The sequence below is a fragment of the Nocardia macrotermitis genome, from assembly GCF_009604405.1.
In the GTDB taxonomy this organism is placed as follows: domain Bacteria; phylum Actinomycetota; class Actinomycetes; order Mycobacteriales; family Mycobacteriaceae; genus Nocardia; species Nocardia macrotermitis.
Genome location: NZ_WEGK01000014.1, coordinates 122897 through 149838 on the forward strand (window position 1 = coordinate 122897; position 26942 = coordinate 149838).

The 26942-nt window shown below is 68.2% G+C and carries 28 protein-coding genes; 19 read left to right on the forward strand and 9 right to left on the reverse strand.

The window, feature by feature from the left end; all coding sequences use genetic code 11:
- The first annotated feature begins 115 nt into the window (after positions 1-115).
- From NRB20_RS28265 to NRB20_RS28295, 7 genes are all read left to right on the forward strand, one after another.
- Positions 116-637, forward strand: coding sequence for an RNA polymerase sigma factor (locus NRB20_RS28265; protein WP_153414371.1), 522 nt, complete (start codon positions 116-118; stop codon positions 635-637).
- Positions 634-2307, forward strand: a complete 1674-nt coding sequence (locus tag NRB20_RS28270; RefSeq protein WP_153414373.1) for an acyl-CoA dehydrogenase family protein — start codon at positions 634-636, stop codon at positions 2305-2307. The genes NRB20_RS28265 and NRB20_RS28270 overlap by 4 nt, the downstream gene beginning before the upstream one ends.
- Before the next feature lies 1 nt (position 2308).
- Positions 2309-3754 (forward strand): acyl-CoA dehydrogenase family protein, encoded by a 1446-nt coding sequence (locus NRB20_RS28275; protein WP_153414375.1) that lies wholly within the window; start codon positions 2309-2311, stop codon positions 3752-3754.
- An 83-nt stretch (positions 3755-3837) separates the two neighbouring features.
- Positions 3838-5361 (forward strand): ABC transporter substrate-binding protein, encoded by a 1524-nt coding sequence (locus NRB20_RS28280; protein ID WP_319945504.1) that lies wholly within the window; start codon positions 3838-3840, stop codon positions 5359-5361.
- A complete protein-coding gene (locus NRB20_RS28285; RefSeq protein ID WP_319945505.1) occupies positions 5358-6332 on the forward strand; it encodes an ABC transporter permease in 975 nt (324 codons plus the stop codon). The genes NRB20_RS28280 and NRB20_RS28285 overlap by 4 nt, the downstream gene beginning before the upstream one ends.
- 8 nt (positions 6333-6340) lie before the next feature.
- On the forward strand, positions 6341-7135 hold the full coding sequence (locus NRB20_RS28290; protein WP_153414377.1) for an ABC transporter permease subunit: 795 nt from the start codon (positions 6341-6343) through the stop codon (positions 7133-7135).
- A complete protein-coding gene (locus tag NRB20_RS28295; RefSeq protein WP_153414379.1) occupies positions 7132-8565 on the forward strand; it encodes an ABC transporter ATP-binding protein in 1434 nt (477 codons plus the stop codon). Before NRB20_RS28290 ends, NRB20_RS28295 begins: the two co-directional genes overlap by 4 nt.
- Positions 8566-8817: 252 nt before the next feature.
- Here NRB20_RS28295 and NRB20_RS28300 read toward each other — a convergent pair whose 3' ends face one another.
- The 6 genes from NRB20_RS28300 to NRB20_RS28325 all read right to left on the reverse strand — a co-directional run bounded on the left by NRB20_RS28300 (position 8818) and on the right by NRB20_RS28325 (position 15047).
- Positions 8818-10455, reverse strand: coding sequence for an RDD family protein (locus NRB20_RS28300; protein ID WP_153414381.1), 1638 nt, complete (start codon positions 10453-10455; stop codon positions 8818-8820).
- A gap of 200 nt (positions 10456-10655) precedes the next feature.
- On the reverse strand, positions 10656-12290 hold the full coding sequence (locus NRB20_RS28305) for a GMC oxidoreductase (RefSeq protein WP_153414383.1): 1635 nt from the start codon (positions 12288-12290) through the stop codon (positions 10656-10658).
- A 152-nt stretch (positions 12291-12442) separates the two neighbouring features.
- Positions 12443-13429, reverse strand: a complete 987-nt coding sequence (locus NRB20_RS28310; RefSeq protein WP_153414385.1) for an ArsR/SmtB family transcription factor — start codon at positions 13427-13429, stop codon at positions 12443-12445.
- A gap of 290 nt (positions 13430-13719) precedes the next feature.
- A complete protein-coding gene (locus NRB20_RS28315) occupies positions 13720-14025 on the reverse strand; it encodes a putative quinol monooxygenase (protein ID WP_153414387.1) in 306 nt (101 codons plus the stop codon).
- Positions 14026-14079: 54 nt separating this feature from the next.
- Positions 14080-14655 (reverse strand): nucleotidyl transferase AbiEii/AbiGii toxin family protein, encoded by a 576-nt coding sequence (locus NRB20_RS28320; RefSeq protein WP_319945519.1) that lies wholly within the window; start codon positions 14653-14655, stop codon positions 14080-14082.
- 65 nt (positions 14656-14720) lie between these two features.
- The gene (locus tag NRB20_RS28325; RefSeq protein ID WP_153414391.1) at positions 14721-15047 is read right to left on the reverse strand and encodes a hypothetical protein; all 327 of its coding nucleotides are present in this window, start codon (positions 15045-15047) and stop codon (positions 14721-14723) included.
- Between the two features lie 63 nt (positions 15048-15110).
- Between NRB20_RS28325 and NRB20_RS28330 the strand changes: the two genes are divergently transcribed.
- Together NRB20_RS28330 and NRB20_RS37720 are read left to right on the forward strand one after the other, a co-directional pair.
- Positions 15111-15581 (forward strand): DUF308 domain-containing protein, encoded by a 471-nt coding sequence (locus NRB20_RS28330; RefSeq protein ID WP_227833951.1) that lies wholly within the window; start codon positions 15111-15113, stop codon positions 15579-15581.
- On the forward strand, positions 15581-16081 hold the full coding sequence (locus NRB20_RS37720; protein WP_194290040.1) for a DUF6130 family protein: 501 nt from the start codon (positions 15581-15583) through the stop codon (positions 16079-16081). The genes NRB20_RS28330 and NRB20_RS37720 overlap by 1 nt, the downstream gene beginning before the upstream one ends.
- Positions 16082-16147: 66 nt before the next feature.
- On the opposite strand, the gene NRB20_RS28340 is transcribed toward NRB20_RS37720, so the two are convergent.
- Complete coding sequence (locus NRB20_RS28340; protein ID WP_153414392.1) at positions 16148-17029, reverse strand: helix-turn-helix domain-containing protein; 882 nt, start codon at positions 17027-17029, stop codon at positions 16148-16150.
- Positions 17030-17159: 130 nt separating this feature from the next.
- On the opposite strand from NRB20_RS28340, the gene NRB20_RS28345 reads away from it, so the two are divergent.
- The 4 genes from NRB20_RS28345 (at position 17160) to NRB20_RS28360 (ending at position 19322) form a co-directional block, all read left to right on the forward strand.
- Positions 17160-17576 carry a nuclear transport factor 2 family protein gene (locus NRB20_RS28345; RefSeq protein WP_153414394.1) on the forward strand — a complete coding sequence of 139 codons (417 nt, stop codon included), beginning with the start codon at positions 17160-17162 and terminating at the stop codon, positions 17574-17576.
- Complete coding sequence (locus NRB20_RS28350) at positions 17573-18391, forward strand: SDR family NAD(P)-dependent oxidoreductase (RefSeq protein ID WP_153414396.1); 819 nt, start codon at positions 17573-17575, stop codon at positions 18389-18391. Before NRB20_RS28345 ends, NRB20_RS28350 begins: the two co-directional genes overlap by 4 nt.
- Positions 18392-18598: 207 nt before the next feature.
- Positions 18599-19039, forward strand: a complete 441-nt coding sequence (locus tag NRB20_RS28355) for a nitroreductase family deazaflavin-dependent oxidoreductase (protein WP_454786551.1) — start codon at positions 18599-18601, stop codon at positions 19037-19039.
- A gap of 121 nt (positions 19040-19160) precedes the next feature.
- On the forward strand, positions 19161-19322 hold the full coding sequence (locus NRB20_RS28360; protein WP_153414399.1) for a hypothetical protein: 162 nt from the start codon (positions 19161-19163) through the stop codon (positions 19320-19322).
- Between the two features lie 51 nt (positions 19323-19373).
- On the opposite strand, the gene NRB20_RS28365 is transcribed toward NRB20_RS28360, so the two are convergent.
- Both NRB20_RS28365 and NRB20_RS28370 read right to left on the reverse strand, forming a co-directional pair.
- Positions 19374-19793: a hypothetical protein gene (locus NRB20_RS28365; RefSeq protein WP_153414401.1), complete on the reverse strand. Its 420-nt coding sequence runs from the start codon at positions 19791-19793 to the stop codon at positions 19374-19376.
- 137 nt (positions 19794-19930) lie between these two features.
- Positions 19931-20674 carry an IclR family transcriptional regulator gene (locus tag NRB20_RS28370; protein WP_319945506.1) on the reverse strand — a complete coding sequence of 248 codons (744 nt, stop codon included), beginning with the start codon at positions 20672-20674 and terminating at the stop codon, positions 19931-19933.
- Between the two features lie 288 nt (positions 20675-20962).
- On the opposite strand from NRB20_RS28370, the gene NRB20_RS28375 reads away from it, so the two are divergent.
- From NRB20_RS28375 to NRB20_RS28400, 6 genes are read left to right on the forward strand one after another with little or no spacing between them, the layout of a single operon-like run.
- Positions 20963-22024 carry an NrtA/SsuA/CpmA family ABC transporter substrate-binding protein gene (locus tag NRB20_RS28375; RefSeq protein WP_153414402.1) on the forward strand — a complete coding sequence of 354 codons (1062 nt, stop codon included), beginning with the start codon at positions 20963-20965 and terminating at the stop codon, positions 22022-22024.
- A gap of 1 nt (position 22025) precedes the next feature.
- Positions 22026-22865: an ABC transporter permease gene (locus NRB20_RS28380; protein ID WP_153414404.1), complete on the forward strand. Its 840-nt coding sequence runs from the start codon at positions 22026-22028 to the stop codon at positions 22863-22865.
- The gene (locus NRB20_RS28385; protein WP_319945507.1) at positions 22862-23614 is read left to right on the forward strand and encodes an ABC transporter ATP-binding protein; all 753 of its coding nucleotides are present in this window, start codon (positions 22862-22864) and stop codon (positions 23612-23614) included. Before NRB20_RS28380 ends, NRB20_RS28385 begins: the two co-directional genes overlap by 4 nt.
- Positions 23615-23629: 15 nt before the next feature.
- Positions 23630-24655, forward strand: coding sequence for an ABC transporter substrate-binding protein (locus NRB20_RS28390; protein ID WP_153414405.1), 1026 nt, complete (start codon positions 23630-23632; stop codon positions 24653-24655).
- The gene (locus tag NRB20_RS28395) at positions 24652-25776 is read left to right on the forward strand and encodes an LLM class flavin-dependent oxidoreductase (protein WP_153414407.1); all 1125 of its coding nucleotides are present in this window, start codon (positions 24652-24654) and stop codon (positions 25774-25776) included. The genes NRB20_RS28390 and NRB20_RS28395 overlap by 4 nt, the downstream gene beginning before the upstream one ends.
- Entirely contained in the window at positions 25773-26936 is a 1164-nt protein-coding gene (locus NRB20_RS28400) for an LLM class flavin-dependent oxidoreductase (RefSeq protein WP_153414409.1), read from the forward strand. Before NRB20_RS28395 ends, NRB20_RS28400 begins: the two co-directional genes overlap by 4 nt.
- Positions 26937-26942 lie beyond the last annotated feature (6 nt).

Below are 26942 nucleotides of genomic sequence, written 5' to 3' on the forward strand. Positions count from 1 at the left end.
ATTGGATGGATCGGGACGGCGGATACCGGGCGTCAGCGGTGACGTTGCGCGATCAAGAAAAACCCCAACCGGACCGGACAGGCTGGACGGCAGTTCGACAAGTTCGGAGGGGTTGATGTCAGAACCATTGTGCGACTATGGAATTCCGCACCGATGGGCGATCGTCCTGCGGGAACGGGAGCGGTTGCTCGGATTGGCGCGCGGGCGGCTCGGTGCGGGTGGGGACGCCGAGGACTGCGTGCAGGAGGCCATGATCCGGGTGGCGACCTACGATCGGCTCGACGAGACCAGGCTCTCTGCCCTGCTGACCACCGTGACCCTGCGCCTGTGCGTCGACAGCCTGCGGCGCAGCACGCGCGATGCGAATCTGGCCCGCCGCTCCTGGCAGGGCGGCGCGATCGCGCAGGCCGAATCGGCCGAATACCGGATCTGTGAACGCGCGGCGGGCCGGTGGCTGCTGGGATACGTGGAGCGGCTGGGCACGCGCGAACGGGAGGTGCTGCTCGCGCGCGCGTCGGGGCTGAGCACCGCCGAAGCGGCGTGTGAACTGGCGATTTCGCACAAATCGGCCGAGAGCGCGTTCACCCGGGCCCGCCGCAGACTCCGGACCGCCTACGAGCAGGAGATGGATCGATGACGCTCACCACGGGACACGATGCGGAACTGCTCGAGACCGACGCGCGGTTGCGGGCGATGCTGGCGGAGTTCGGCCAGCTCCGGATCGAGGCCGACGACGAGGCCGACGCGTTCCCGGTCGCGATCTGGGATCGCTTGAACGCCTTGGGTATTCAGAGATTCTATATTCCCTCCACACTGGGCGGCGCGCTCGCGGACTACGAGAGTTCCGCGCGCCTGACCCGCACCATGGCCCGGCACGACGTGACCGTCGCGGTGGCGCACGGCAAGACCTATCTCGGCGCGGTGTGCACCTGGATCGCCGGGACCGACGCCCAGCAGCGGTGGCTCGCCGAGATCATCGCGCGCGGCGTTCCGGTGTCGTGGGCACTGACCGAACGTGATCACGGCAGCGATCTGACCTCCGGTGAGATGTGCGCGGAACCGGTCGAGGGCGGATATCGGCTCGACGGCGAGAAGTGGCTGATCAACAACGCGTCCAAGGGCGGGGTGGTGTGCGTGCTGGCCCGCACCGGACAGGGTGGCGGATTCGGCGGATTCGGTCTGTTCCTGATCGACAAGCGGACCGTGCGTCCGGACGAATTCACCGCGCTGGCAAAGGAATCGACGCACGGCATCCGGGGCGCGGACATCAGCGGGTTCCGTGCGCGCGGGCTGACCGTGCCCGCCGACGCCCGGGTCGGCGCCGACGGGCACGGTCTCGAAATCGTCGCTCGCGCACTGCAATCGACCCGCACCATGTGCGCGTATCTGTCGCTCGGGGCGGCCGATCACGCACTGGCACTTGCCGTTTCCGAATCCGGCGAGCTACCGGTGGACGGATTCGCGGCGCAGTTGGCGGGCGAGGCGCTGGCGACCGTGGCCGCGCGCGGTATCCAGGCGCTGCCCGGGGATCAGGCGGCACTGTCGGCGGCGGTGAAATACCTGGTCCCGACGATCGTCGAGGATCTGATCCGCGATTTGCGGCGGCAGCTCGGGCCGTGGGCGCTGGTGGCCGGGCACGGTACCGGCGGCACCATGGCCAAGGTCGAGCGCGACCATCGGATCGTCTCCCTCTTCGACGGCAACACCCTGGTGAATCTGCACGCGCTGATCAGCAACTTCCCGATTCTGCTGTGGCGCAGTCCCGAACGCACGGCCGAGGATCTCGAGGGTTTGCGGGTGTGCACCACGCTCGCGCAGCCGCTGCCCGATTTCGACGGCGACCGGCTGACGTTGCGTCCGCGACGTGGCGCCGGGGTGCTCGCGGGGCTACCCGACGCGCTCGAGCGCCTGGGCGAGGACCACGCCCTGGTCGCGGCGGAGGTGGATCAGCTGCGCGCGGCCCTGACCGAGCTGACCGAGACGACCCGTGCGCTGGACCGGCACGCGGTGTCCACTCCCGCCGAGGCGTTCACCGCCGCGGCCCGGCTGTGCGTGCTGATGGGCGCCGCCGCCGCGGTTCACCTGTGGGTGAACAACCGCGACGATCCGATGTTCGCCGAGGACGAACTCTGGACCGACGCGCTGTGGCTGCGTCTGGCCCTGCACGCGCTGTGCGAGCGGCTCGGAGCCCGGCGTCCACTGCCCACATCGGTGCGGGAGCGGGCCGCGCGGATCCTGCGTGACCAGGTCGGCGCCGGTGAGCCGATCTCGTTCCTGTTCCGCGCCCGCACGAAGGTAGGCCGTTGAGATGACCCGACACATCGAAACCGTATCGCTGGATCTGGACACCCTGCTGGGCGATCCGCATGATCCGGCCAACCGGTTCCGCGCGCCGGAGCTGCTGGCCGCCGACGAGCGCCGCGAAATCGTCTACGGCGCAGAGGAAATGCTCGACGGGATGGGGTTCGCGGCCGAACTGATTCCGGTCGCGGCGGGCGGGGCCTTCGAGGGTTTCGATCGGCTGCTGGACCGGATGCGGCCGCTGTCGCGGTTCGACGTCGCGCTGACGGTCGCGCAGGTGGTGGAGCCCGGTGCGAGCGCCGCGGCGGTCTTCGCGCTCGGTACGTCGGAGCAGCGGCGTCGCGTGGCCGAGTCGCTGTCGGCGCGTGGACGTTTCACGACCGCGTTCGGTGACGGTTCGGATCCCGCCTACGGCAACGGAATTCGGGTGCGGTCCGGATCCGGTGTGCTCGACGGTACGGTGACGCTGGTCATCGATGCCGACCGTGCCCGGGAGGTTCTGGTCTTCGCCGAGGACGCGGCCGGTGGGGTGTCGGCGCATCTCGTCGACGGGTATCGGCATCCGGGATCGGTTGTGCCGGTATGTCATCGGACACTCGGGTTACACGGCTGCCGGGTGGGGGAGTTGCGATTCGACCACTGTGCGGTCGGTACGGACGATGCGCTGACGCCCGGCCCGGACGCACTGCGGATCGCGCGGCGAGTCCGCCGACTGCTGTCCGTGGCGGCCGCCCTCGGCCCGGTCGACGCCGCGCTGTTCGAGGTGCTCGGGTTCGCCGCCGACCGTCACCTCTACGGTGGCCGCGTACTCGACCTGCCGCACGCCCGTGCGACATTGGCTCAGGCGTACGCGGATCTGCAACTCGCGGAGCTGATCTCCCGCGGCACCGCGCATCTGCTGGACACCGCGCCGGAGATCGGCGGTACGCACGCCGCGGCGGCGGCCGTGGTGGTGCCGCGACTGCTCGAGGATGCCGTGCGGGAGCTGTCGGTCGTCCTGGGTGCGCGCTTCTATCTGCGGACCGGCCGGTATGCCTTGTTCGGCAAGCATTTTCGTGATCTGCTCGCTCTCTCGATCTGCCGTGGCAGCGAATCATCCTGTGCGGCAGATGTTCCGGAGGACATCTCGACCGTGCGCGTGCCGGACGGTCTGGCGCGATACATCGGTCGGGCCGCCTACGCGGACCTGTCCCGTGCCGATCCCGGTGAGCCGCGGACAACGGCCTTGGGGCGGTACGTGATCCGCGCCCTTCCGGTCGAGGTCGCCGATCGTTACCTCACCACCCTGCCCGCCTGGTGGCCGCTGGCCCGGCATCGCCTGCTGAACCGGTCCGGCGCGCCCGCCCCGCGCGAGGCGATCGAGGCCGCGTTCGCCGATCTCCTCGACCGTGCCCGCGAGTGCCGCGCCTTCGACCTGGCCGCTCGTTCGCTCCCGCGGCAACCCGTCGACTGAGCTGCGGATGAGTGCAACCCGCCTCCGCGACCCGCCAAGTTAGGTTATGCTCGCCAATATTCTCTGTGGTGAGGGGGAGTGTGGTGAGTCTGTCTCGGCGGCGGTTGCTGGGTGTCGGTTTGGCTGGTGCGGGTGCCGCTCTTGCGTTGGCGGCCTGCGGTTCCGGGGCCGGAGGTGAGGGACAGCCGCGTTCGGGTGGCACCCTGCGCATCGGTGCGCTGGGGCAGCCGTCGAAGATCGAACGCGATCCGCATCAGACCCTGAGCAATGACAGTGATTTCCTCATCCTGTCACTGGTTTTCGACGCGTTGACGGTGCCGGGCGCGAATCCGAACACCGCCCCGCGGCTGGCGTCGCGCTGGACGCAACTGGACGATCCGCGAGTGTGGCGGTTCGAGCTGGCGGCCGGGGCCACCTTCCACGACGGGTCGCCGGTGACGTCGGCGGATGTCGAGTGGTCGCTGCGGCGGCTGCACGAGATCGCCGGGGAGACAAAGGTTCCCGTGGTCTCGGCGCAGGACGTCACCGCCGACGGGCCGTCCGCGGTGCGGTTGACCACGGCCTCGCCGAATCGCGACCTGCCGCTGCTGCTGCGGTTGATGACGTTCACCGTCAAACAGGGCGCCACCGATTTCACCAACCCGATCGGCACCGGTCCGTTCCGGCTCGAATCCTTCAACGACGGCAATGCGCGACTGGTCCGCAACGAGCGCTGGCACGGCGGTGCGCCGCTGCTGGACGCGATCGAGGTGCAGCGGTTCGACAGCACGACCGCGATGACCAACGCGATCCTGGCCGGGCAGATCGATCTCGCGTCGAATGTGGGTGCGGTGGCCGGGCGTACGGCGCGGACCCGCTCGAATCTGACGGTGGTCCGCCGCCCGAACGACGTGGTCATCCCGCTGGTGATGCGCACCTCGGACGGGCCGTTCGCCGATGCGCGGGTGCGGCAGGCGCTGCGGCTGGCGGCCGATCGGGAGGAGTTGGTCAAACAGATCACCTCCGGCTACGGCACGGTGGCGAACGACGTTCTCGGCACGGGTGATCCGACCTACGACAAGACTCTCGCACGCCGCGGCCGGGATGTCCCGCGCGCGAAAGCGCTTCTCGCACAGGCGGGTTTCGACACCTCGGCCAGATATCAGCTGTTCACCAAGGAGGAGGCCGCCGGTGAGGTCGACTTCGCGAAGGTGTTCGCGAATCAGGCGAAGGACATCGGCGTGAATCTCGAGGTCGTCACCCAGGACGCGAACGTCTTCTACGACCAGACCTGGCTCAAAGCCCCGCTGTACACGGCGAATTGGGGCACCAACGATTCGGTGATCTTCTTCGCCAGCAAGACCATGTACTCCGGCACGAAATGGAACGAATCCGGTTTCAAGGACCCGGAATTCGACGCCACCTACCTGTCGGCGTTGAACGCGCACGACGAGGCCACCTACACCGCCGCCAGCCACACCCTGCAACGGATCGAATACGAGCGCGGCGGATATCTGGTGTGGGGGACCGCCGACGGTGTCGACGTCGCGTCCTCGGCCGTGCACGGACTGCCGCGGTTGGCCGGATACGGCCGGGTGCAGCTGGAGAAGGCGTGGATGTCGGCGTGACGACCGCCGTGCGGGCCGGATCAGCGCGTCGCCGACGCGCCGGATTCGGTGTGCTGCGGGTGGTGGGGCAGCGTCTGCTGACCCTGCTGGTCGTGCTGTTCGTGGTGTGGGCGGCGGTCGATCTGCTGCCGGGCAACGGTGTGGCCGCGGTCCTGGGGCGCGATGCCACACCCGCGCAGATCGCCGCCCGCGAGCACGCGCTGGGACTGGATCGTCCGCTGCCGGTGCGGTTCGCGTCGTGGTTGGGCGGATTGTGCACCGGCGATTTCGGTACGACCGTGCGCGGTACGTCCATCAACGCGTTGCTGGACACCAAGTTTCCGAACACGCTGCTGCTCGGCGGGCTGGCGCTGGCGGTGACCGCGCTCGCGGCGCTGGCCGGGGGAGCGTGGTGGACGATGCGGCCGCGCGGTCCGGTGGCGCGGGTGCTGGGCCCGGCCACGACGATGGTGATCGCGATACCCGAATTCGTCATCGCGACCCTGCTGGTGTTCGTGTTCTCGCTCGGCGCGGGGTGGTTTCCGGCGGTGACGCAGGCCGATCACGCGGGGCGGCCCGCGCAGTGGTCGATGCTCGTGCTGCCGGTGCTGGCGTTGGCAATTCCGCAGTCGGGCTGGAACATTCGCGTCACGCGTGCGGCTCTGGCCGAAGCCGCGGCGCTGCCGCACGTGCACGCGGCCGAACTCGACGGCCTGCCGCCGCGCCGGATCATGACGCACCACATTCTGCCGCTCGCCGCGCCCACCATCGTGGCCTCGCTGGTGACCTCGGCCGGGATGCTGCTGGGCGGGGCGCTGGTGGTGGAGACGATCTTCAACTATCCCGGTATCGGGTCGGTGCTGGCGAGTTCGGTCACCGATCGGGACGCGTCGGTCATCGTCTCGGTGGTCGCGGTGACGGGTGCGGCGATCACGCTCGCGCTGTTGCTCGCGGATGCGCTGCGGGCGTGGGTGGTTCGGGGGCGGCTGTGAGGATCTCGATGCGTGGTGCGCGGACGTTCGCGGTGGCATTACCGGCCCTCGCGGTCGTGGTGTCGGCCGTGGCGGGGCCGTTCCTGGCCGCGCATCCGGCCACCGCGCCCGTGGACATTCCGTATGCGAACCCTTCCGCCACAGCGGTATTGGGCACCGATCATCTCGGGCAGGATGTCGCGAGCCGGGTGCTGCTCGGCGGGTGGGGGTTGTTGCTGCTGGCCGCGGTCATCGCGGTGCTGGTGACCACGTTGGCGGCGGTGATCGGGGCCGTGGCGGCGTTGCGTCCGGCGATCGGGGCGTTGATCGAGCGGACCACCGACGCGTTGCTGCTCGCGCCGCCGGTGCTGGCGATTCTGCTGGTCATGCTGTCGTGGCCGGAATCGGGGACCTTCGGGCTGGTGCTGATCGCGGTCGTCATCGGAACCCCGTACGCCGCAAGGGTTTTCGCGGCGGCGGCGGCGCGGACGGCGGTCTCCGGATATGTCGAGGTCGCGGTCGCCAGCGGGGAACGGTTGTCGTACTTGATCTTCCGCGAGGTGCTGCCGAATCTGCGGGAGACGGTCGCGACCCAGCTGGGGCTGCGGTTCGTGGAGGCCACCTATCTGGTCAGCACCGCCGCATTCCTGCAACTGCCCACCTCACTCGGGGAAACGAACTGGGCACTGATGGTCAGGGAGAACAGCGCGGGCATCATGCTCAACCCCTACGCCGTGGTCGCCCCCGCGGCGGCCATCGGGGTGCTCGCGGTGAGCGTCAACGCGACCATCGGTGTCCTCGGCCGACGGATGGTGACCGTATGAGCGCACCGGCGATCGTCATGGATGCCGTGACTCTCGTGAATATCAACGGCGACACGGTATTACGTGATGTGAGCGCGAGTGTGCCGCTCGGTGCGGTCACCGCGGTCCGGGGCGCCTCGGGGAGCGGCAAGACCACGCTGATGCAGGCCGCGGTCGGATATCTGCCGCCCGCGATCCGGCGTCGGTCGGGATCGATCACGGTGCTCGGGCAGGATGTTCTCGCCCTCGAGCCGGGGCGGTTGCGTGAATTGCGCCGCACCCGAATCGGATTCGTCGGGCAGGATCCCGGGTCGGCGTTGCATCCGACGATGCGGGTGCGGGCGTTGCTGAGCGAGCTCGCGTCCGGACCGGACGGACCTGTCGAATTGCTTGCGCGGGTGGGGCTTTCCGGTGACTTGGCGGGGCGCAGGGTCGGTGAGCTGTCCGGTGGTCAGCAACGTCGTGTCGCCTTCGCGCGTGCGTTGTCCCGCGATGCGCGAATCCTGCTCGTGGACGAACCGTTCGCGGGGCTGGATCCGGTCGCGCGTCGTGAAATCGCCGGAGTGCTACGGGAGTTGGCCGATCACGACGGTATGGCGATCGTGCTGTCCGGACATCAGCACGAGCAGCTCGACGCCCTCGCCGATCACGACATCCGCCTCGACCGCACCGCGCCCGTCCACCCGGTCCGACGCCGCACCCCTGCCGATCCTGTTGCGGTAGAAGATATTCCATTGCTGTCCTGTCGCGGAATCGCGGTCCGCCGCGCCGGGGCAGCTGTACTCGCCGACGTCGACTTCGACGCCCCGCGCGGCAGCATCACCGCGATGATCGGTGAATCCGGCGCGGGAAAAACCACCTTCGCCCGAGCCCTGGCCGGTCTCGAACCCGGAACAACCGGTTCGATCCGCTTCGACGGCACCACGATCGCCCCGACCGCCGCCCGCCGCCCCGAAAACATCTGCCGCAGCATCCAATTGGTCCCCCAGGACCCCAGCTCCACCCTCAACCCCCGCCGCACCGTCGCGGAAATCATCGCCCGCCCCCTCACCCGCCGCGGCCTCCGCGCCGACCGTGACCACACCGTCGAAGCCCTACTCGACGCGGTCGGCCTGTCCCGCGACCACGCTCCCCGCCGCCCCGCCGAACTCTCCGGCGGCCAACGCCAACGAGTCTCGATAGCCCGCGCCCTCGCCCACCACCCCACCCTGCTGATCTGCGACGAAGTAACCTCCGCCCTCGACCCGCCCACCGCCACCGCCATCATGAACATCCTGCGCGACACGGCGACAACCCACGCCACCACCTTGATCATCATCACCCACGACCTCGACCTGGCCGCCCACTACTGCCACCGCACAGTCGAATTCCGCAGCGGCACAATTATTTCCACCGAGACACCGCCCGAGATCGCCGCAGACCCGGAACTGGGACAGCTCGCCGCGGGCTAGCGGCCGCAGTGCGACAGGCCCGCCCGACGAACCCGCCTCGCAGACCGACTTGCGCGACTGCCTGATTTGTACGCTGACCTGCGCCGACCTATGCAGCTCGGTTATCGGGCCGACTTGCCTGGCCGGGTCGCTGTACCGACTCGTACGGCGCGGTCGCTCTGCCCGACTCGCGGCCGGTTCATCCCGGTGGACCGCTTCGGCCATGTACTACGAGTAGTGCTGCGGCCGAGCAGAATTGCCATCTTCCCGCACTCAGCTGTGAACCTGCGGGGTCAGCTTGTGGATGGTGGTCGATTTCAGGGCGGAGTCGGACACCGCGACGTACACCGCGCCGGAGTGGTCGGCCGTGACGGCGGTGGGATGTCGCCGGTCGGTGGTGGGCGGGAAGGTGGCTTCGGTTGTGGCGCTGGAGGATCCGGGCAGGAGGGCGAGCACTCTACCGTTGTCGGGATCCGCGACGTGGACCGTCCCCGCGTCGTCGACCGCGATCCCGCCCGTGCCGAGCAGACCTTCGAACGGCAACTCGGAGGGCCGACCGGCACCGGGAGCTAACTTCAGCACCTTGCCCGTGCGTTCCGCACCCTTGTATTCGGTGACGGTGAGGTAGACCGCACCGGCGTTGTCGACGGCAATGCCTCCGGGAGCGTGGTTCTCATCGACAGTGAAGGGCAAACGGGTCGGTGCGGCATGCGAGGAGTCGGCATCGGTCGGCAGCTTGAATACCGCACCCAGGCACGCCTGGTAGGCAATGCCGGACCGTACGGTGATCCGACATCCTTTCCGCAGGTCGTCGGCCATGTACTCGGACATGGCCGACAGGACCGACTCACTGAACGTCGCACTCTCGGGTGCGGACGGGATGCCGGACAGATGGTTTCCGGTGGGGCCGCTGAGAGCGGGATTGTCACGCCCCAGTTTCCATGTGAGGCCGGTATCGGTATCGATGTAGACCGCGCCATCGTCGCCTATCGCGACACTTTCCATACTCCCGAAATGCCGGTGCGGCGCGGGTGCTTCCGTGGTGCCGCCGAGCGAGGCGGTGAAGACGGTGCCGGTGGTGTCGACGGCGATACCGGTCACGTCCGGTGCGAACCCGGAATCCGGTTGGGAATACACCGAATACATCACCGTGTCGGTCGCCAGCGGTGGCGGACTCGGCGCGTCGTCGGAACTGTCGTTCAGGACGATCACCGTTCCCACGGCCGCCGCGACGAGCAGCACGGTCACGACGCCACCGACGATCATCGGGATATCCCGCTGGGGCGGCTCGGCAGTGGGAAGCGCGGCACCGGACGAGCGATTGGTGTCCAGGCCGCCGGTCTGCTCTACCGGTGTCGGTTGCGGTGCGATCGCGGCTGGTTGGTACGTCGCGTGTGATGCTGTCGTGGGCTGGGGCTGCGACTCGCCCACCGGTACGACGAGGGTGCCGGTCAGTTTGTCGGCGAAGGTCTGCCGCTGGGGGTCCCAGATCGGCCACAGGTATCCGAGGTAGCAGGGCAGTGCGTCCAGCAGGTGCGCGAGTTGGCGGAGCAGCGTGCGGCCGACGCCGATCGGATGTGCGGGATCTATGCCGACGATGTGGATGCGGAGCAGCTTCTTGCCGAGGCTTTGGCCGGTTATTCCTTGCAGGACAACGGTATTGGCGATCAACGTGAGTGTGAGCAGCGTGCTGTTGATCACTATGAGAACTTGCAGCTTGTGCTTGGTTTCGGCGATGAAGTCGGCGGCTCCGAGGGTGTGGCCCACCTCGGCGAAGTCGGGCATCCACGCGCTGCGGATCGGAATCTCCACCAGCCGCAACAACAGTGAGACGGCGAGGACGAGGAGTACGTCGACCAGACCGGCCGCCACTCGCACGCCCCACGACGCGAACTTCCGGTCCTCACTCATCGGCTGTCACTCGCTGTCTCGGGGGATGAGTGCTGCCACGGTGGCGGACTCTGTCCCACATATTCGCGAAGCTCGCGCCGGGTGTACACCCCCTATCATTCGGGGCACGAGCGAGATCTTGGACCTGTTCGCCGGTTACGCGCCGAATATCGGTGTGCCAGTGGGTTGTTCAGCTGTTCGATGTGCGACGGACCTCCACCTCAGGCATCGGCTTTCCGGCGGGCCCGGGCGGTGGCAGGGGCGGCGGGGACGAAGGTCATGGCGCGTTCGGCGAGTGCGGTGATGGTGAGGCTCGGGTTCGCGCCGATGTTGGCGGGTATCGCCGCGCCGTCGCAGACGAGCAGGTTGTCGTATCCGAACACCCGGTGCCGGTGGTCGACGACGCCGTCGGCGGGACCGCTGCCGATGACCGCGCCGCCGATGATGTGGGCGGTCGAGGCGATGGCGAAGAGGGCCTCGGTGGAGGTGGCCTGCGGGGTGCCGCCGATCCGGTTCGCCAGCCAGCGCCCCGCCGCATACGCCTGGGGCAGGGTGTTCGGGATCGGCTTGTCCCGGTGCTGGCGGGTGGTCAGCGCGATGTCACCGCGCAACGTCCGAAAACGCTTGGGCTCCAGCCGAATCGACTGATCGACCGTCTGCATGACCAGCAGGATGATGGTGCGCCGCGACCAGTCGGCCATCCGCGACGCCCGCACCGCCCGCACCGGATGACGGCCCACCGCGGCCAGGAAGTGCAGCGGCCGGGTGCGCCTGCTACCGCGATCGTTCAGGACCGTGAACAGGAACGATTGCGAATCCGCGGATCGACCGTAGGTCACGGCCTCGATGTGCGTCTCGGGATCGGGGTGGATGCTCGAGGTGATCGTGACGCCGTTGGTGAAGTCCCGCTCGTCGTCGCGGGCGGTGATGGCGACCGCGGATTCGCCGTTGGTGCGCACCAGATGTCCGAGCCGGTCGGACAGATTCGGCAGGGTCGCGTCGGCCTTGCAGCGTTGCAGCAGCCGGTTGGTGCCGAGCGCGCCCGCGGCCACGACCACGCCGCGCGCGGTCAGTGTCGTGCGGTCCCGGTCTCGCCACGCGCCCGAGCGCTCGTGGGTGACCGCGTAACCTGTTGCGCCCCGGTCGTTGTCGAGCGGCCGCACGCCGATCACACTGCGCTCCGCGAGAATTCGCACGCCCAGCTGTTCGGCGAACCACAGATAGTTCTTCATCAACGTGTTCTTCGCACCCTGACGGCACCCGAGCATGCAGGAACCGCAGTGGATGCAGCCGGTGCGGTCCGGGCCCGCGCCGTCGAAGTACGGATCGGGCACGGTTGCGCCCGGCTCGCCGAAGAACACCCCGACCGGCGGTTTGGTGTAGGTGTCGGCGCAACCGGCGGACTCGGCGTATTCCTTCAGCAGCAGGTCGGCCGGTCCGTCGCCGCGCAGGGTCGTCGCGCCGAACATACGCTCGGCCTCGCGGTAGTGCGGTTCGAGTTCGCCGGGCCAGTCGGCGAGCCCGGCCCACTGGGGATCGTCGAAGAATGCCGGTCGCGCCCGGTAGAGCGTGTTCGCGTAGCCGAGGCTGCCGCCGCCGACGCCGCAGCCGCTGACCACGAAGACGTCCTTGAACAGGTTCACCCGCAGAATCCCGCGCAGGCCCAGCGCGGGCGCCCAGTAGTAGTTGCGCACGTCCCGCGTCGTCGTCGCGAAGTCCGCGTCGGCGAAGCGGCGACCGCATTCGACGACGCCGACGCGATATCCCTTCTGCGCCAGCCGAAGTGCGGACACACTGCCGCCGAAGCCGGAGCCGATCACGATCCAGTCGTAGTCGAAATTGTTGTCCTCGTGCATGATTCACCTCGGAATAGGTTCGTCCTCATCCCGGCCACCCGTTTCGCGCACGTCGTGCCCGCGTGCGCCCGACCCCCGGGTGGGTCCATCATCGGACGGTGTCATCCGCGTCGGCAATCGTTTCGGCCCCGGCCGAAACCTCGAGCGGCGTCCTACAGCGCGGCCCAGGTCGCGGCGTACGGCGCGTTCACCTCGATCAGGTCGACGCCCAGCGCGGTGGCGCGGTGCACGACCGCCCGGCCGTCGCGGCGGGAGTCGATGAGCCGGGCCGCGCGCAGGGCGGCGGCGTGTTCGGACGCCGATGCCAGGCCGATATCGAGCCCGCGGGCGATATCGGTGGTGGTGTGCGGTTCGGCGAGCAGCCGCAGCACCGCGGCGCGGGTGCCGCCGAGGATCGCCGCGAGCGTGTCGGAGTCGTCGCTGGTCCGGATCGGCGCCATGGTCCGCGGCGTGTAGGTCAGCAGCACCGGTTCGTCGAGCAACTCGCCGACCAGCGGGGGACCGGTCCAGAACACCGCCGGGATCAGCACGAGCCCGCGCCCGCGCAGCCGCACGGTGCGCTGGTATGGGACGTCGATCTCCAAACACTCACCGCGCCAACGCGATCCGTCGATCAGCCCCTCGACGGTCGCGCCGATTCCGCACTGGGCCATGAGTCGGGTCTGGTGCGCGAGTTCGATCCGGTAGTGCACCCGGATATCGGCCCAGTACGGCCGCACGATCGCGGCGTACGCGCTCTCCACGGCCCGGCAGAACAGCCGGCCCTCCTGTGGCTCGGCGACGGGACCGGACATGAACCCCGGCGTGCGCCCGGTGCCCGCGCCGTACCACGACTCCATTTCCGCCTGCGTCCGCTCCGGACTGGCCCTGATCTCCCGGAGCTCGTCCAGCTGCTCCGCGAGGTCGGCGCCGGTCGCGGACGGCGACAGATTTCCGCCGAACTGCGTGATGACCTCGACCAACGGCCCCGCCGACGGCGGCAGCGCGGCAACCGCCTCCCGCCGCCAGCGATCTCCCCACGGCGCCCGCGTGCGCGTGCACAGCGCCAGCAGCGCGAACTTCGTTTCGAGCAGAGGTGCGGGGTCGGGCAGAAACCGAGTCCGCGCGAGATCAGCCACCGTGAAGTGGATCCGCAACATTGCTGACTCCCTTGGTCACCAATGAATCCGCCATCCAACATACCAAGCAGCCGTCCCCGGTCAGGGCTTCACGCCGGCTCGCGTGCCACCGGTCGGGAGTCCGGTACCTTGGTGCCGCACTCAGTCCCTACAACGCGGACGGGACGAGTCGGTTCGCGATCATCGGTCTGCTCGGCTGGGCCGCCTGGATCGTCGCACACGGTGTCGAACTGATCCGCCGATGACGCGGAACGGTCGGCTGCCGCGTGGTCACCACGGCAGCCGACCGTCGATCGAACGAGGTGGGACGGCTAGATCGCGCCCTTGTCCGGATCCCCGGCGGGGATGGCTTCGAGGATCTGGACGTCCAGCGGGGCCGCCACCAGATCCTTCAGACCTTCGTTCATGGCCTTGATGCTCGGCGCGCCGCCGTGCGCACCCAGCGCCGCCATATCCCGCCACTTCTCGACGAACACATACCGGTCCTTACCCTTGTGCAGGGCGTAGCGCTCGCACCCGTCCTCACCGTGGACTTCCGGGATGAGACGTACGAGCACCTCCCCGACCTCGTCGAACTTGTCGGGCTTCGGGGTGATGGTGGCAACGATCACAGGCACGAGTGCGAGAGTACGTCACTTCAGTGTCATCCGACAGATTCGGAACTGCGGCGATCAGCCGGTGAGTTCGTCGGCCCAGGCCGAAAGCATCGATCGCATAGCGGCCACTTGCTCGGCGTCGAGTCCATAAACGGTGTATTTGTAGTCGTCGTAGCGTGCGCTGGCTCGTAGTGCGTCGGAGAAGATGGCCGGGTCGAAGCCCGGATCCTGTTCGGCGGCAAGCGAAATGAGCTGATCGGTGCTATATGCCCCACTGGTGAGAGATGCGTAGACATCGATGTAATCGCGCGGTAGGCCCCGTGAGAAGACCGTGCAGACCTTGTTGGCGACGGCGTCGTCACGATGCAGTACGAGTCCCACGGACAGTCGGGCAGGCGGTTTGGCACGCCAGTCATACCCCAGTTCGACCTTCATGGCCCGCTGTTCCTCATCGGTGACTGTCAATCGTGCGAAGGTGCCGTGGTGGAGATCGACGACGACGCTGAGACCATCGGTCTGCCAGGCATGAACAGCGACTTCGAGGGCGCGCTGAAACTCGGCCGGATCGGCACGATTGGTAAAGAGGTCGACGTCCTCGGAAACCCTTTGCAGGAGCCCGTGGGCTTGCACCGCGTATCCGCCGGCCAGCACGAATCCGAAAGTCTCGATCGCCGCCAACCCGACCCGGGCGACGCCGCATGAAGCGGATCCACGGGCTATGCGACCCGAGCTGTGAACAGTTGAGGGAAGCGTGTTTCCCAGAGTTCACGGATTCTGCGCGGGAGCCACAGCCGTGACCACAGCCGGAGCAGGAGTTCGCCGTTGAGGAGCTCTCGGAGGTCGTCCGGGCGGAGCGCTTCGTTGAGGACTGTTTCGTAGAGCAAGCGGCGGTCACCGTCACGATCCAGGTCGTAGCTGCGCTGCTGTGACCAGTCCATACGCAGCGGCAGCTCGATCACACCGTGTTGCGGTCCGGCGAGTTCGGCCAAGCCGTCCACCACCGCATACGGGCGGGTGCTGCCGTAGCTCGGGTGCTGCTCCATACCTCTAGTGTGCCGGATGGCGTGGAACGAAGCACAACACACCGGTCGGGACCGGGATGATGCATGGTGATGGCGTCATTCGGCAGATGCTGTGGAACGGATCTCCTACCCAACGCGGCCTTGTGCGCCAACCCGCTCATCGACGCTGTCTCCTGTGCGATCGACTACCGCGCGGTGCCGGACGGTTCCGAGCGTCGCGTGACCGCGTTCAACGGCATAGTGAGCACGTTGACCGCCATCGCCGTGGGTGTTGCCGGAGTCGTCGGCGGCGAGGGTGCGATTCTGGGCGTATTCGGTGCCTGGGCAATCGTTTCCGGTGCTGCCCAATTGGCCGTCGGCATCTATCGGCGCGGTCCCGTGCTGGGTAAGCAATGGCCGACTCTGATCTCCGGCGGCCTGTCCTTCCTGGTCGGTGCCGTCTATATCGCCAAGGCCACCGGCCCGGCCCCCGCACTCGACGTGTTGTCGGTCTACGCCACCGGCGGCGGTGTCTTCTTCGTCGTCCAAGCCCTTCTACTGATCCGGAAGTCCTGATGTCGGCCCGCCACTCTCTGGTTGGCGTACTCGGTGGCGCGGCGGCGGCCCTGCTGCTCGCATCCGCCGCCTGCTCCTCGAGTACCCCCGAGCCGGTCGCTCCGGTAACCGTCGTCCCGGTGTCCGGGGAGCCGACCTGGTCGCCGGCTCCGGTCATACCGCTCACTGCGCAATCCGCTCCGGCACTCGTCGTCGATCAGCCGTTGCCGGATCAGCTCGCGATGGGGTTGGTCGTGATCCGCTATCGCGCGGAGAACATGCGGGTCGTTGCGGCGTATGGTGCTGGCGCACTGAGTGTTTCGCCGCGCATCGGCCATATCCACGTCGTCGTGGACGACGCACCCTGGCACTGGGCGGACGCCAGCGGCGAGCCCCTGATCATCCAGTCCCTCCCGGCGGGACCGCACAAGGTCTGGATCGGCCTGGCCGCCCCGACGCATCGAGTGCTCGACAGCAAAACCGTCAGTTTCGCGGTCCCCGCGCACTCGGACCACCACTGACTCATCCCGCGAAGTCACATGTCACGCAACGAGATCCATTGCATCCGACCGCGGCCGTCGCACGCATCAGACAGTGCCCGATCGCTTCGATCCGACCGCGGCCGTCGCGCGCATCAAGCACTGCCCGATCGCTTCGATCCGGTCGGCGGTGAGGGCGCACAGCGGGTGGACGCCGACGATCAGCGGGACGCGTTGGCGGTGATCGAATACGGGTGCGGAGATGGTGACGATGGGCTGGGTCTCGCGGGCGGGGTCGTCGTCGGAAAGATATCCGACAGTGGCGAATTCGGCGAGTAGGCGCTCGAGCGGCCGGCGTATCCGGGGTGGGAGGCCGTCACCGTGCATGGTGCCGACCAGTTGGGCGTGCTGCGCGAGAGCCGGTGTGGTCCAGTCGATGTCGAATCCGCGCTCGCGGGTACGGGCCAGGATCGAGTCCAGGCGCTGTTCGACCGCCGGGTCGGAGGCGGCGGCCTGGCGGATCCACGCACGTTGTCCCTCGGGCGTGTCCCAGGCGGCGAAGGCGACGCCGAAGGGTGGCGCGTACGGGATGCGGTCGCCGGGGATGCCCGCGGGGTGGTCGGGATCGCCGCCCTCGATCGCGGTGATGACCAGGGTGTCGCCGGTCCGCTCGACCAGCGAGGTGGGATAGCCGACGTCGCGATGGACCGCGACCGCGGCGGCCCGTGCGGCGTGGGTGAACGGGCGAGCGGCGTCGATGCGCGCCGCCACGACGGCGGCCGCGGGGCCGAGCGAGAAGGTTTTGTCGACCGGGTCGCGGTCGGCCCACCCTCGATCGCAGAGCGTTTTCAGGATCGCGTGCGCGGTCGCCTGGGTCAGGCCCAGCTCACTCACTATGTCGGAGAACCGCATTCGCGTCTGTCCGGCGCGGGCGAGCGATTCGATCGCGTCCAGCGCGCGGGCGGTCGGCGCGGAAGTTGCCCCGGGCATCGTCTTGACTCCCTTGCTGTGGAAATCATATTCTCAGTTTCGGATAATCGAAATTGTATCTCGAATATTCGAGAAGCGGCAACGGGACGCGGCGAGTTCGCGTCATCGTGCACCCGAACGGAGCTACCGGATGACCGAATACGAAGACCGGCAACATATTTCGGATGTGATCGTGCGGTATGCCACCGGCATCGACCGGCGTGACTGGCCGTTGTTCCGGACCGTGTTCACCGAGGACTGCGCACTCGACTACGGCGATATCGGCACCTGGCAGGGCATCGACGCGGTCACCGAATTCATGCGGCGGTCGCACGCCGCGGCCGGGCACACCCTGCACCGGCTCACCAACCAGGCGATCAGCGTCGTCGGCGACACCGCCGAGGCCCGCACCTATGTCGACGGGCTGATCATGGCACCCGAGGGCGCGAGCGGTGTCAACGCCGTCGGCTTCTACGACGACGAACTCACCCGCACGCCCGACGGCTGGCGCATCGCCCGCCGCCGCTTCACCAGTGTGTGGATCAGCGTCGTCGGTGGTGACGCATGAGTTTCGCCGACACCTACGGTCCGTGGGCGCTCGTCGCCGGAGCCTCCGACGGCGTCGGGGCCGCATTCGCCGAACGACTCGCCGAACGTGGCGTCAACGTCGTCCTGCTCGCTCGCCGCCGAGCCGTCCTGGCCGACCTCGCGGCGGATCTCGGCACCCGCTTCGGCATCGAAACCCGCACCCTCACAGTCGATCTCGCCGAACCTGAGGCATCCGCGACCATCATCGAGGCTACCGCCGACCTGGAGATCGGCTTCCTGGTGTACTGCGCCGGTGCCGACCCCCGATTCGAGCCGTTCCTGTCCGCGCCGATCGCTGCCGCCGAGGCCATGCTGCATCGCAACTGCACCGTCCCGATGCAGCTGTGTCATCACTTCGCCGCGGGCATGGTCGAGCGCGGTCGCGGCGGGATCGTGCTGTTCGGCTCGGGCGCGGGATTCGCCGGAGCCCCCAATATGGTCGCCTACGGCGCGACCAAAGCCTTCGGAATGGTTCTCGCCGAGGCGCTTTGGGCTGAACTGCACGACAAGGGAGTAGATGTGCTGGGCCTCATTCTCGGCAAGACCGACACCCTCGCGCTACGTCGCCTCGAACACGCCCGCGGCCAGCTCGCTTCCGAGGACGACACCCCGCCCGACGCCGCGTCGGTTGCCGATGTCGTAGATGAAGCCTTCGATAATCTCACCGCCGGGCCGACCCTCATGGTCGGCGAACAGATGCGGTCCGTCTATCAGATGCTCGGCACGCTCACCCGCAACCAGACCGTCCGGATGATGGCCCAGGCGATCGAAACAAGTATGGGCGCAAGCGATTAGGGCATCGCAGCGTGAATCGTCGGCGGGATCTGCTGTACACATGTCTGTACGGGTATCCATCATTGTGGTAGCGTCGCGCACACGTACGCGATTCGGTGCTGTCTGCGGCGAATCGCGCGACACGCGTTTCGGGACGAACAGAGGATGGGTATGACCGCATCGACACCGCCGCGGCCGAAGCAGCTGGATTCCCCCCTGGTCCCGAAGATGCTCAAATATGTTGGCAAAGCACATGTTTGGCTGTATCGACGGACCGGCGGCCGAGTCGGTGGGAAGTGGCGAGTCGGAGCCGGTTTCCGCAAACCGGTACCCACCCTGTTGCTCGAACATCGCGGTCGTAAGTCGGGAACGCACTACACGACCCCGCTGCTCTACATCACCGACGGCGCCGACACCATCATCGTGGCCTCCCAGGGCGGCGCGGCCAAGAACCCCCAGTGGTACCGCAACCTACAGGACGATCCGAACACACACATCCAGATCGGCACTCGCCGCCTCGCCGTACACGCGATCGTCGCAGGACCGGAAGACCGAGAACGGTTGTGGCCCAAACTCGTTGACGCCTACGCCGATTTCGACACCTACAAGGCCTGGACCGAACGAGAGATCCCGGTCATCATCCTCCAACCCACACCCGACCAGAACTGACCCCGCTCGCCCCGGCACACCGGTGAGTGGCCGAAAGCAACCTCACCGACGGCGTTGGGCGTCGTTGCCGTCAGTACTTCCTGCTCGCCGACGCGGCGAAGGCACGCGACAGTTCAACCAGATGCTGAACCTGAACGCCGCGAGCTGCGTGTCCGGCGGGCTGAGTTTCAGTCATCGAAATCGGAACGAGGACACCGGAAATCCGAGCAACAAGCCGATTCCGGTGATCGAGGTGCCGTCGACCGGGGTACAGCAGAACGATGACGTCTACGTCACCAGATAGCCGCATCGGGCCGGGAGGCATCCCTCCCGGCCCGACCATCGCGAACAATCGTTACTGCGCCTTGTACTCGACGTTGCAGTCACCATTGGTGTAATTCTTGGCGGAGCCGTGGTTGGAGATTCCCAATACCAGCGGTATGCGGCCGGGCTTGGTGGTGACGTTCGGAATGGTCAGCACGTTGTCCGGGCCGTGGACCTTGGCGGAGGTCTCCGCCTGTCCGTTCTTGCCGGTGTCGAGATTCGACCAGGTGACGTGGAACCGTTGATCGTACGGGAGCAGCGATTTCGCGTCGGTGCGCGCGGTCAGGGTGAATGCTCCGCTGCCGCTGGGCTGGACGAACACGTCGGTCGACGCGGTGATGGCGAAGTTGTCCGGTGTCGGGTAGGTGATCGTGCAGAGTTTCTGAGGTGCCGGCCCCGGTGTGGCGGCCGCGATGGGGACGCCGGTGAGTGCCGCGCTCACGCATGACATCGCCACAATGCTTGACATGCGGGAATAGCTACGTGAATTCATCGCTCGATCATGTCAGAACTGTCCGATGTATCCGAAACACCACATTCCGGGGCTTTGATCCGCGTTGGATCGTGGGTATGCGGTGCGCGCCGGACTCAGGACGCGAAGCGGGTGGCGATGTCGGCGGCGGTCACGGTGGCCAGTTCGACCAGGAACGGGATGCGTTCGGGGATCATGAGGGTGGTGGGGCCGCGCAGGCCCAGGGCGAAGCGGCAGTCGCCGGCGGGGGTGAGGATGGGCAGGCCGATGGTGCGGAAGCCGGGGTCGAGTTCCTCGTCGTTGTAGGCGTAGCCGCGGGCGCGGGCGGTGTCGAGTTCGGCGCGGAGTTCGGTTGGGGTGGAGACGGATCGGGTGGTGCCCTCGTGGTACGGGAGGGTGTCGAGGAAGCCGTCGGCGGTGTCGGACCATGCGAGCAGGGCCTTGCCCAGGGCGCTGGCGTGCAGGGGGAGACGCACACCCATCAGGCGGTGGCCGTCGGTTTCCCGCCAGCGGCTGGTGCCCAGCATGACGGCGTGAATGCTGTGGCGGATGGCTATCGAGGCGTTGGCCCCGGTGGTGGCGGCGAGTTGTTCGAGACTGGGCTCGGCCAGATAGATCCGATGCTGGCGATACGCGATCTGACCGTATTCGGCCAGCGCCCCGCCCATGCGGTAGCGGCTGGAACTCTCGTCCTTGTCCAGGAATCCGGCCTGGACCAGCGCGGTGAGCAGCCGGTGGGTGGTGCTGATCGCCAGCCCCTGCCGACGGGCGACCTCCGAGACGCCCCGCTCCTCGCCGTCGCGGAAACAGTCGAGGACCGACAGGGCGCGGGTGACGGTCTGCACACCGGAGGATTCCACGCTGCCGACCGTAGCACGGCGACCGGTCGCGATCGGCCGAAGTCTTCCATCATTCGGAAAGCGCTACTCGGGTGAATTGGGCTCACGGTGTGTGAAAACCTGTACTGTCGAGGTGAAGTCGTCCGGTGATCGCGTGTCCTGACCAACGCATCCGAACAGCTGATCTGTCAAGCTTTCCGATCTGCGGAAAGCATTACCTCGTATCGAATCCCGCGCGGACCTACTGTCGCCCAGTAGTCGCTCGGCTGCGCTCGATGCAGCCGATGAATTCGGAAGAGGTGCTCCACGATGTTCCGCACGCGCAGGCCGCACGGTACGCGCAGGCCCCACGGTTGGCGTCTCGCGCTCGCGCTCGCTCCCGTCGTCGCGCTGGCCGCGGCGTGTGGTTCCGGAGCCGCCACCGACGCGGGTCCCGGTAAGGAGTTGGTGCTGAAGGTGGCCGACCCGGGCAATTCGGGTCCGCTGGCCGTCGCCAAGCGGGACGGGACTTTCGACAAGGCGCTGGCCCCACTCGGCGCGAAGGTCGAATGGGTAACCACCACACCGGGTTTCAGCTCGATGCTGAAACTGTTCAACACCCGCCAACTCGACGTTTCCGGGGCCGCGTTCAGCCCGGTCGTCGGCGCGCTGTCCAAGGATGTGGCGGTGCGGATCGCGGCGGTGCAGGATCCGGCGGGTAAGGATCAGAGCGGCATCATCGCGACCAAGGCGTCCGGAATCCACTCCGTGGCCGATCTGGTCGGCAAGCGGGTCGCGGTGAATCCGGCGGGCAAGGGCGAGTACATCCTGTTGAAGGCCCTGGCCCAGGCCGGTGTTCCGGCCGCCAAGGTGACGCGGGTTCCGTTGCAGCAGAAGGACGCCGCGTCGGCCTTCGCGACCGGCAAGGTCGACGCGTGGGCCTCGTTCCTGGTGCCCTACCAGGAGGCCAAGGCCAACGGCGGGGTGGAGATCGCGACCGAGCAGAGCATCGGTTCCAAGGACAACACGGTGGTGGTGTTCCGCACCGAAATCCTCGACAAGCGACCGGAAGTCGTCGCCAAGTACCTCGAGGTGCTGCAAGGGTTGACCGTTCGGCAGCACGACGATCCGGCCGCGTTCGAGAACGTCTTCGAGCGGAGCGGCCCCACGGCGCTGACCGGCGCCCGGCTCGCGGACGCGCTGCGGGTCGACGCCGAGGCCACCGTCCCGCGGCTGCCGCGCGACTCCGATGCCGCCGACCTCGCCGACGTGGTGAACCTGTTCGCCGACAACGGCGTCATCAGCCGCCGGATCACCGCCGCCGACATCTTCTACGACCTGAAGGCCAAGCTCACCCCGGATCAGCTGGCCGCGGTGCGGAAGGGGCAGTGAGATGACCGCCCTCATCACACCCGCCGATTCCGCACTCCAGCTCGCACCACCACGCAGCAGAGTTGAGAAGCGAAGGCCCACTTGGCTTTCGGTGCCGCTGCGGATCCTGCTGCCGGCGCTGATCGTGGCCGGTTGGTGGATCGGTTCGGCGTCGGGCGCGCTGTCGCCGGAGGTGCTGGCCGGGCCGCCGAAGGTCTGGTCGGCGTTCACCGAACTGCTGCGCAACGGCCAGCTCGTCGACTTCGCGCTCGCCTCGTTCATCCGCGCCGGTCTCGGGGTCCTGCTGGGGGTGAGCGCGGGGCTGCTGCTCGGTCTCGCGGCCGGATTGTCCGGTCTCGGTGAGGAATTGGTCGATTCCACGATGCAGATCGTGCGGGCGGTGCCGTTCCTGGCGCTGGTGCCGCTGTTCATCGCGTGGTTCGGCATCGACGAGTTGTACAAGGTGCTGCTCATCGCGGTAGCCACCGTCGCGCCGATGTACGCGTACACCTATCTCGGGGTGCGCAATGTGGACCGCAAGGTGGTGGAGGCGGCGCGCGGATTCGGCCTGACCGGGCCGCGGCTGGTACTCGAGGTGATCCTGCCCTCGGCGCTGCCGGGTGTACTCATGGCGCTGCGCGTGTGCCTGTCCATCAGCATCACCGGTCTGATCGCCGCCGAACAGGTCGGTACCAGTAAGGGCGTCGGCTATCTGGTCACCCTCGCGCAGGAATACAACCGCACCGACTACATGGTGCTGTGCGTCGTGCTCTATGCGCTGCTGGGGCTGATCTTCGACGGTGTGGTGCGGCTGGTCGAACGTTTCGCGATGCCGTGGCGCGCGCAGGTGGCGATCCGGTGACAGTCGCGGACGATTCGCGCTCCGCCGCCCCGACGGCCGTGCGCATCGAAGGATTACGAAAAGCGTTCGGCGGCAAGGTCGTTCTGGACGGTGTGGAGCTGACCATCCGCCGGGGCGAATTCGTGGTGCTGCTCGGACCCAGCGGCACCGGTAAGACCACCCTGCTGCGCCTGCTCACCGGGCTGGAAGCGCCGGACGGCGGCCAGGTGCTGGTACCCGCGGTCCGCACCACGGTCTATCAGGAGCCCCGGCTCATTCCGTCCAAACGGGTGCTGGCCAATGTGATTGTCGGGCAACGACGTTCGAAGTCGACGCGAGAGGCGGGCCGACGCGCGCTGGCCGAGGTCGGCCTGGACGGGAAGGCGCGGCAGTGGCCGACCACCCTGTCCGGCGGCGAGGCCCAACGGGCCGCGCTGGCCCGCGCCCTGGTCCGTGAACCCGAACTGCTGTTGCTCGACGAGCCGTTCGCCGCCCTGGACGCGCTGACCCGATTGCAGATGCAGGATCTGGTCGGCGACCTGGTGGCCCGCCATCGCCCCGCCGTACTGATGGTCACCCACGACGTGGACGAGGCGGTCCGGCTCGCGGACCGCGTACTGGTCCTGGACCGCGGACGCTTCGCCGTCGACATCGATATCGACCTCGCGCATCCCCGGGACCGCACGGATCCCGACGCCCTGCGTTATCGGGCGAGCCTGCTCGCCGAACTCGGCGTCGGACGCGTCGCCGACAATCCCCGAATCCCTTGAGCCCAGGAGTATTTCATGACCGACACACTCTGGTACACCCGTTGCCCCGTCCCCACCGCCAGCGGCCTGGCACACAGCCTCGGCTGGCTGGGTGACACCGCGCAGCGCAACGGCCTGCGGTTCGGAGTTCTCCAGGACGCCGGGCCGGAACTGGCCGCATCCCATTTCGACCACGGCCTCTCCGGGCTGATCCGCGAGGGCGGCAACGTGCCCGCGATCGCCGCCCGCGCGCAGGGTTCGCCGACCCGGTTGATCGGTCTGACCTGGATCGACGAGTCCCAGGCGATTCTCGTCGGCCCGGACTCGCCGGTGCGCGCGCCCGCCGAACTGGCCGGACTGCGGATCGGCATTCCGGCGTGGGCGCAGGATCGGCCGCGCAGTTTCCCGCGTGCCATGGCGCTGCACGGCTTCACCAGCGCGCTGCGTCTGGGCGGGCTCGGGCTCGCCGATGTCACCGTCGTGGAGCTGGGTGTCGATCGAGATCCGCAGGTGCGCACCGAGATTCAGCAACGTTCCCGCCGGGTGACCTGGGGCGTGGACGAACTCCTGCGCGGTGCGGTGGACGCGGTCTATGTCAAGGGGGCCCGCGCCCAGGAGGTCGCCGCACAGCACGGCCTGCGGGTGGCCGTGGACCTCGACGCCACCGAAACCCGGCGGCTGCGCGTGAACAACGGCACCCCGCGTCCGATCACCGTGCACCAGGATCTGCTCGACTCCGCTCCCGAGGTGGTGATCGGCTTCCTCGCGCAGAGCCTGCGCGCCGCCGACTGGGCCGTCGACAATCTCGACGCGGTGCGGGCCGTGCTGCAACGCGAAACCCTTTCCGGCCCTGAGGGAGTCGAGGCGGCGTACGGCGCGGACTTCCATCGCGGTCTGCATCCGACGCTGGACCCGGACCGGGTGGAACTGCTGGGCGTGCAGAAGCAGTTCCTGTACGCGCACGGCTTCCTCGCCGCCGATTTCGACCTCGAATCCTGGGTCGCGCCGGAGCCGCTGGCGCGGGCCCGTGAACTGGTAGCCGCCGGGCAGGTGGCGGCATGACCGAATTCCTGTGGCGGCTGCCCAGTCGCGGCGACGGCCGACGCGCCCGCCCCGACCTGCGGCATCGCGGCGGCTTCGCGGATCCGGCACCGACTCCCGCCTCGGGTGCCGGTGCCCCGCGCCCGGCAGATCGCGAACCCACCGACGTGCGGCCCGGCCGCTTCGGCCCCTTCGACGACCTCCACCAGGTGATCGATGCCGCCGAACTGGCCGGACTCGACGGCGTGCTGGCCCCCTACGATCCGCTCGGCGAGGAATCCTGGATCGTGGCGGGGGGAGCCCTGCGCGCCACCCGGCACAGCCGGGTCGTCGTCGAATTCCAGCCCGCCTTCGGCACTCCCGTGTACGCGGCGAAGATGTCGGCGACGCTGCAACGACTGTCGGGCGGTCGGCTCGGGTGGCGGGTCGCGGTGGACACCGACGACGGGCGCGCTCGCGGCGATCGGGTGACCGGCGACGACCGCTACCGACGAGCCGCCGAATTCCTCACCGTCGCACGCGAGGTCTGGAACTCCGAACCCGTACCGGCGGCCGGATTCCGGGGGACCGGTGTCGAATTCGCGGGGGAGTACTTCGACGTGATCGACGGCGGCTTCCGGGGCGTGCTGTCCGGCCTGCCGTTCCCGACCGTGTACCTGTCCGGCACTTCGGTTGCCGCACTGGACCTTTCGGCCAGGCACGGCGATGTGCACCTGTTCACCGAGACGCCCGACGGCCCGGCCGAGGCACTGGCACGGCTGCGGGCCCGCACCGCCGAAACCGGCCGCACCGTGCGCGCCGGACTCGAACTGCCGATCATCGCCCGCGAAACCGAGGACGAAGCCTGGGCGCGCGCGGAAAGACAGTGGCGCGAGGTGCGTCCGGACGGTCCCGATGCGCGATCGGTGGGCCTGGGCGACGGACGCTGGGCCGGATTCGACGTCCTCGGCCATCCACAGACCATCGGCCTGGTCGGCAGCTACGAGCAGCTGGCCCGGCAGTTACGGGCTTATGCCGCAACGGGATTCGACACCATCGTACTGACCGGGCACCCGCACATCGAAGAGGTGCACCGCGCCGGTGAGCATCTGCTGTTCCTCGCCGATCCGGCCGCACGCACGCTGCAGGAGGCCGCGGTATGAGCATCGACATCTACTGGCGCATCGGGATGGAAGGCGATCACGCCTCGCTGCGTACCCCGCGCCGCTACAACCGAGGCGACGCCGCCGGGTACGGTCCGGGCAATATCGCCCCGGCCGTGCGCGCCGGGGAACTGGACGGCTACAGCTACATCGATCACGTCGCCGCCGTCGCCAGGGCCACCGAATCCGCCGGATTCCTCGGCGGGCTGCTGCCGTCGTTCCCGGTCACCGAGGACCCCTGGGCGTTCGCGGCCGCGCTGGCCCGCGAGACCACCACCTACCGGTTCATGGTCGCCTTCCAGCCGGGCTTCCTGCACCCGGTCCAGGCCGCCCGGATGTCGGCGAGCCTGCAACGCGCCACCGGCGGCCGACTCGTCTACAACATCATCAGCGGTGGCGGCGGACCTGCCCAATTGTGGTGGGGCGACAAGGTTTCCCACGACGATCGGTACGCCCGCACCAGCGAATTCCTCGACGTGCTGCGCGGCGTGTGGGACGGCGATCCCTGCACGCACGACGGCCGGTTCTTCCGCACGGAGGGTGCCGCGCTGCCGCCCGGGCTGGCCGGTCAGCCGTTCCCGGAGGTGTACTTCTCCGGATCCTCGGGTGCCGCGGTGCAGGCCGCGGGTCGCCACGCGGACTACTACCTGTCCTGGCTCGAGCCGTTCGCCGACCTGCGCGCCAAATTCGACGGCGTGCGCGCTCACGCCGAAAAGATCGGGCGCACACCGAAATTCGCGGTCCGCATCGACATCCTGGCCCGGCACACCGAGGAGGCCGCCTGGGACGAGATCCGCAAGGGCTGGGCCTTCGTCGACCGGGATGCCGCCAATCGCGCCGCGCAGGGCGATTCGGTGGGCGCGGGCCGGATCAAGGGTTGGGTGCCCGAAACCATCACCGGCTACCGGGATCTGGAGGTACAGCCCAATGTCTGGTGCGGTTTCAGCCTGATTCGCGGCGGCCCCGCCTTCGGCCTGGTCGGCAGTTACGAGCAGGTCGCGCAGCGGCTGGACGAGCTGATCGACCTCGGGGTGGACGCGTTCATCCTCGCCGGCAATCCGCACCTGGAAGAGGCGTACCGCGTCGGTGAGGAAGTGCTGCCGCTGCTCGGCCGCTCCCGCCTCACCACACCCGCCCCCGTTCTCACCAACGCACTGTAGGAGAAG

Bases quoted from the DNA above. Each gene is read 5' to 3' on its own strand.
- NRB20_RS28265 (WP_153414371.1), top strand. From the start codon at position 116: ATGTCAGAACCATTGTGCGACTATGGAATTCCGCACCGATGGGCGATC.
- NRB20_RS28270 (WP_153414373.1), top strand. From the start codon at position 634: ATGACGCTCACCACGGGACACGATGCGGAACTGCTCGAGACCGACGCG.
- NRB20_RS28275 (WP_153414375.1), top strand. From the start codon at position 2,309: ATGACCCGACACATCGAAACCGTATCGCTGGATCTGGACACCCTGCTG.
- NRB20_RS28290 (WP_153414377.1), top strand. From the start codon at position 6,341: ATGCGTGGTGCGCGGACGTTCGCGGTGGCATTACCGGCCCTCGCGGTC.
- NRB20_RS28295 (WP_153414379.1), top strand. From the start codon at position 7,132: ATGAGCGCACCGGCGATCGTCATGGATGCCGTGACTCTCGTGAATATC.
- NRB20_RS28300 (WP_153414381.1), bottom strand. From the start codon at position 10,455: ATGAGTGAGGACCGGAAGTTCGCGTCGTGGGGCGTGCGAGTGGCGGCC.
- NRB20_RS28305 (WP_153414383.1), bottom strand. From the start codon at position 12,290: ATGCACGAGGACAACAATTTCGACTACGACTGGATCGTGATCGGCTCC.
- NRB20_RS28310 (WP_153414385.1), bottom strand. From the start codon at position 13,429: ATGTTGCGGATCCACTTCACGGTGGCTGATCTCGCGCGGACTCGGTTT.
- NRB20_RS28325 (WP_153414391.1), bottom strand. From the start codon at position 15,047: ATGGAGCAGCACCCGAGCTACGGCAGCACCCGCCCGTATGCGGTGGTG.
- NRB20_RS28330 (WP_227833951.1), top strand. From the start codon at position 15,111: ATGGTGATGGCGTCATTCGGCAGATGCTGTGGAACGGATCTCCTACCC.
- NRB20_RS37720 (WP_194290040.1), top strand. From the start codon at position 15,581: ATGTCGGCCCGCCACTCTCTGGTTGGCGTACTCGGTGGCGCGGCGGCG.
- NRB20_RS28340 (WP_153414392.1), bottom strand. From the start codon at position 17,029: ATGCCCGGGGCAACTTCCGCGCCGACCGCCCGCGCGCTGGACGCGATC.
- NRB20_RS28345 (WP_153414394.1), top strand. From the start codon at position 17,160: ATGACCGAATACGAAGACCGGCAACATATTTCGGATGTGATCGTGCGG.
- NRB20_RS28350 (WP_153414396.1), top strand. From the start codon at position 17,573: ATGAGTTTCGCCGACACCTACGGTCCGTGGGCGCTCGTCGCCGGAGCC.
- NRB20_RS28355 (WP_454786551.1), top strand. From the start codon at position 18,599: ATGCTCAAATATGTTGGCAAAGCACATGTTTGGCTGTATCGACGGACC.
- NRB20_RS28360 (WP_153414399.1), top strand. From the start codon at position 19,161: ATGCTGAACCTGAACGCCGCGAGCTGCGTGTCCGGCGGGCTGAGTTTC.
- NRB20_RS28365 (WP_153414401.1), bottom strand. From the start codon at position 19,793: ATGTCATGCGTGAGCGCGGCACTCACCGGCGTCCCCATCGCGGCCGCC.
- NRB20_RS28375 (WP_153414402.1), top strand. From the start codon at position 20,963: ATGTTCCGCACGCGCAGGCCGCACGGTACGCGCAGGCCCCACGGTTGG.
- NRB20_RS28380 (WP_153414404.1), top strand. From the start codon at position 22,026: ATGACCGCCCTCATCACACCCGCCGATTCCGCACTCCAGCTCGCACCA.
- NRB20_RS28390 (WP_153414405.1), top strand. From the start codon at position 23,630: ATGACCGACACACTCTGGTACACCCGTTGCCCCGTCCCCACCGCCAGC.
- NRB20_RS28395 (WP_153414407.1), top strand. From the start codon at position 24,652: ATGACCGAATTCCTGTGGCGGCTGCCCAGTCGCGGCGACGGCCGACGC.
- NRB20_RS28400 (WP_153414409.1), top strand. From the start codon at position 25,773: ATGAGCATCGACATCTACTGGCGCATCGGGATGGAAGGCGATCACGCC.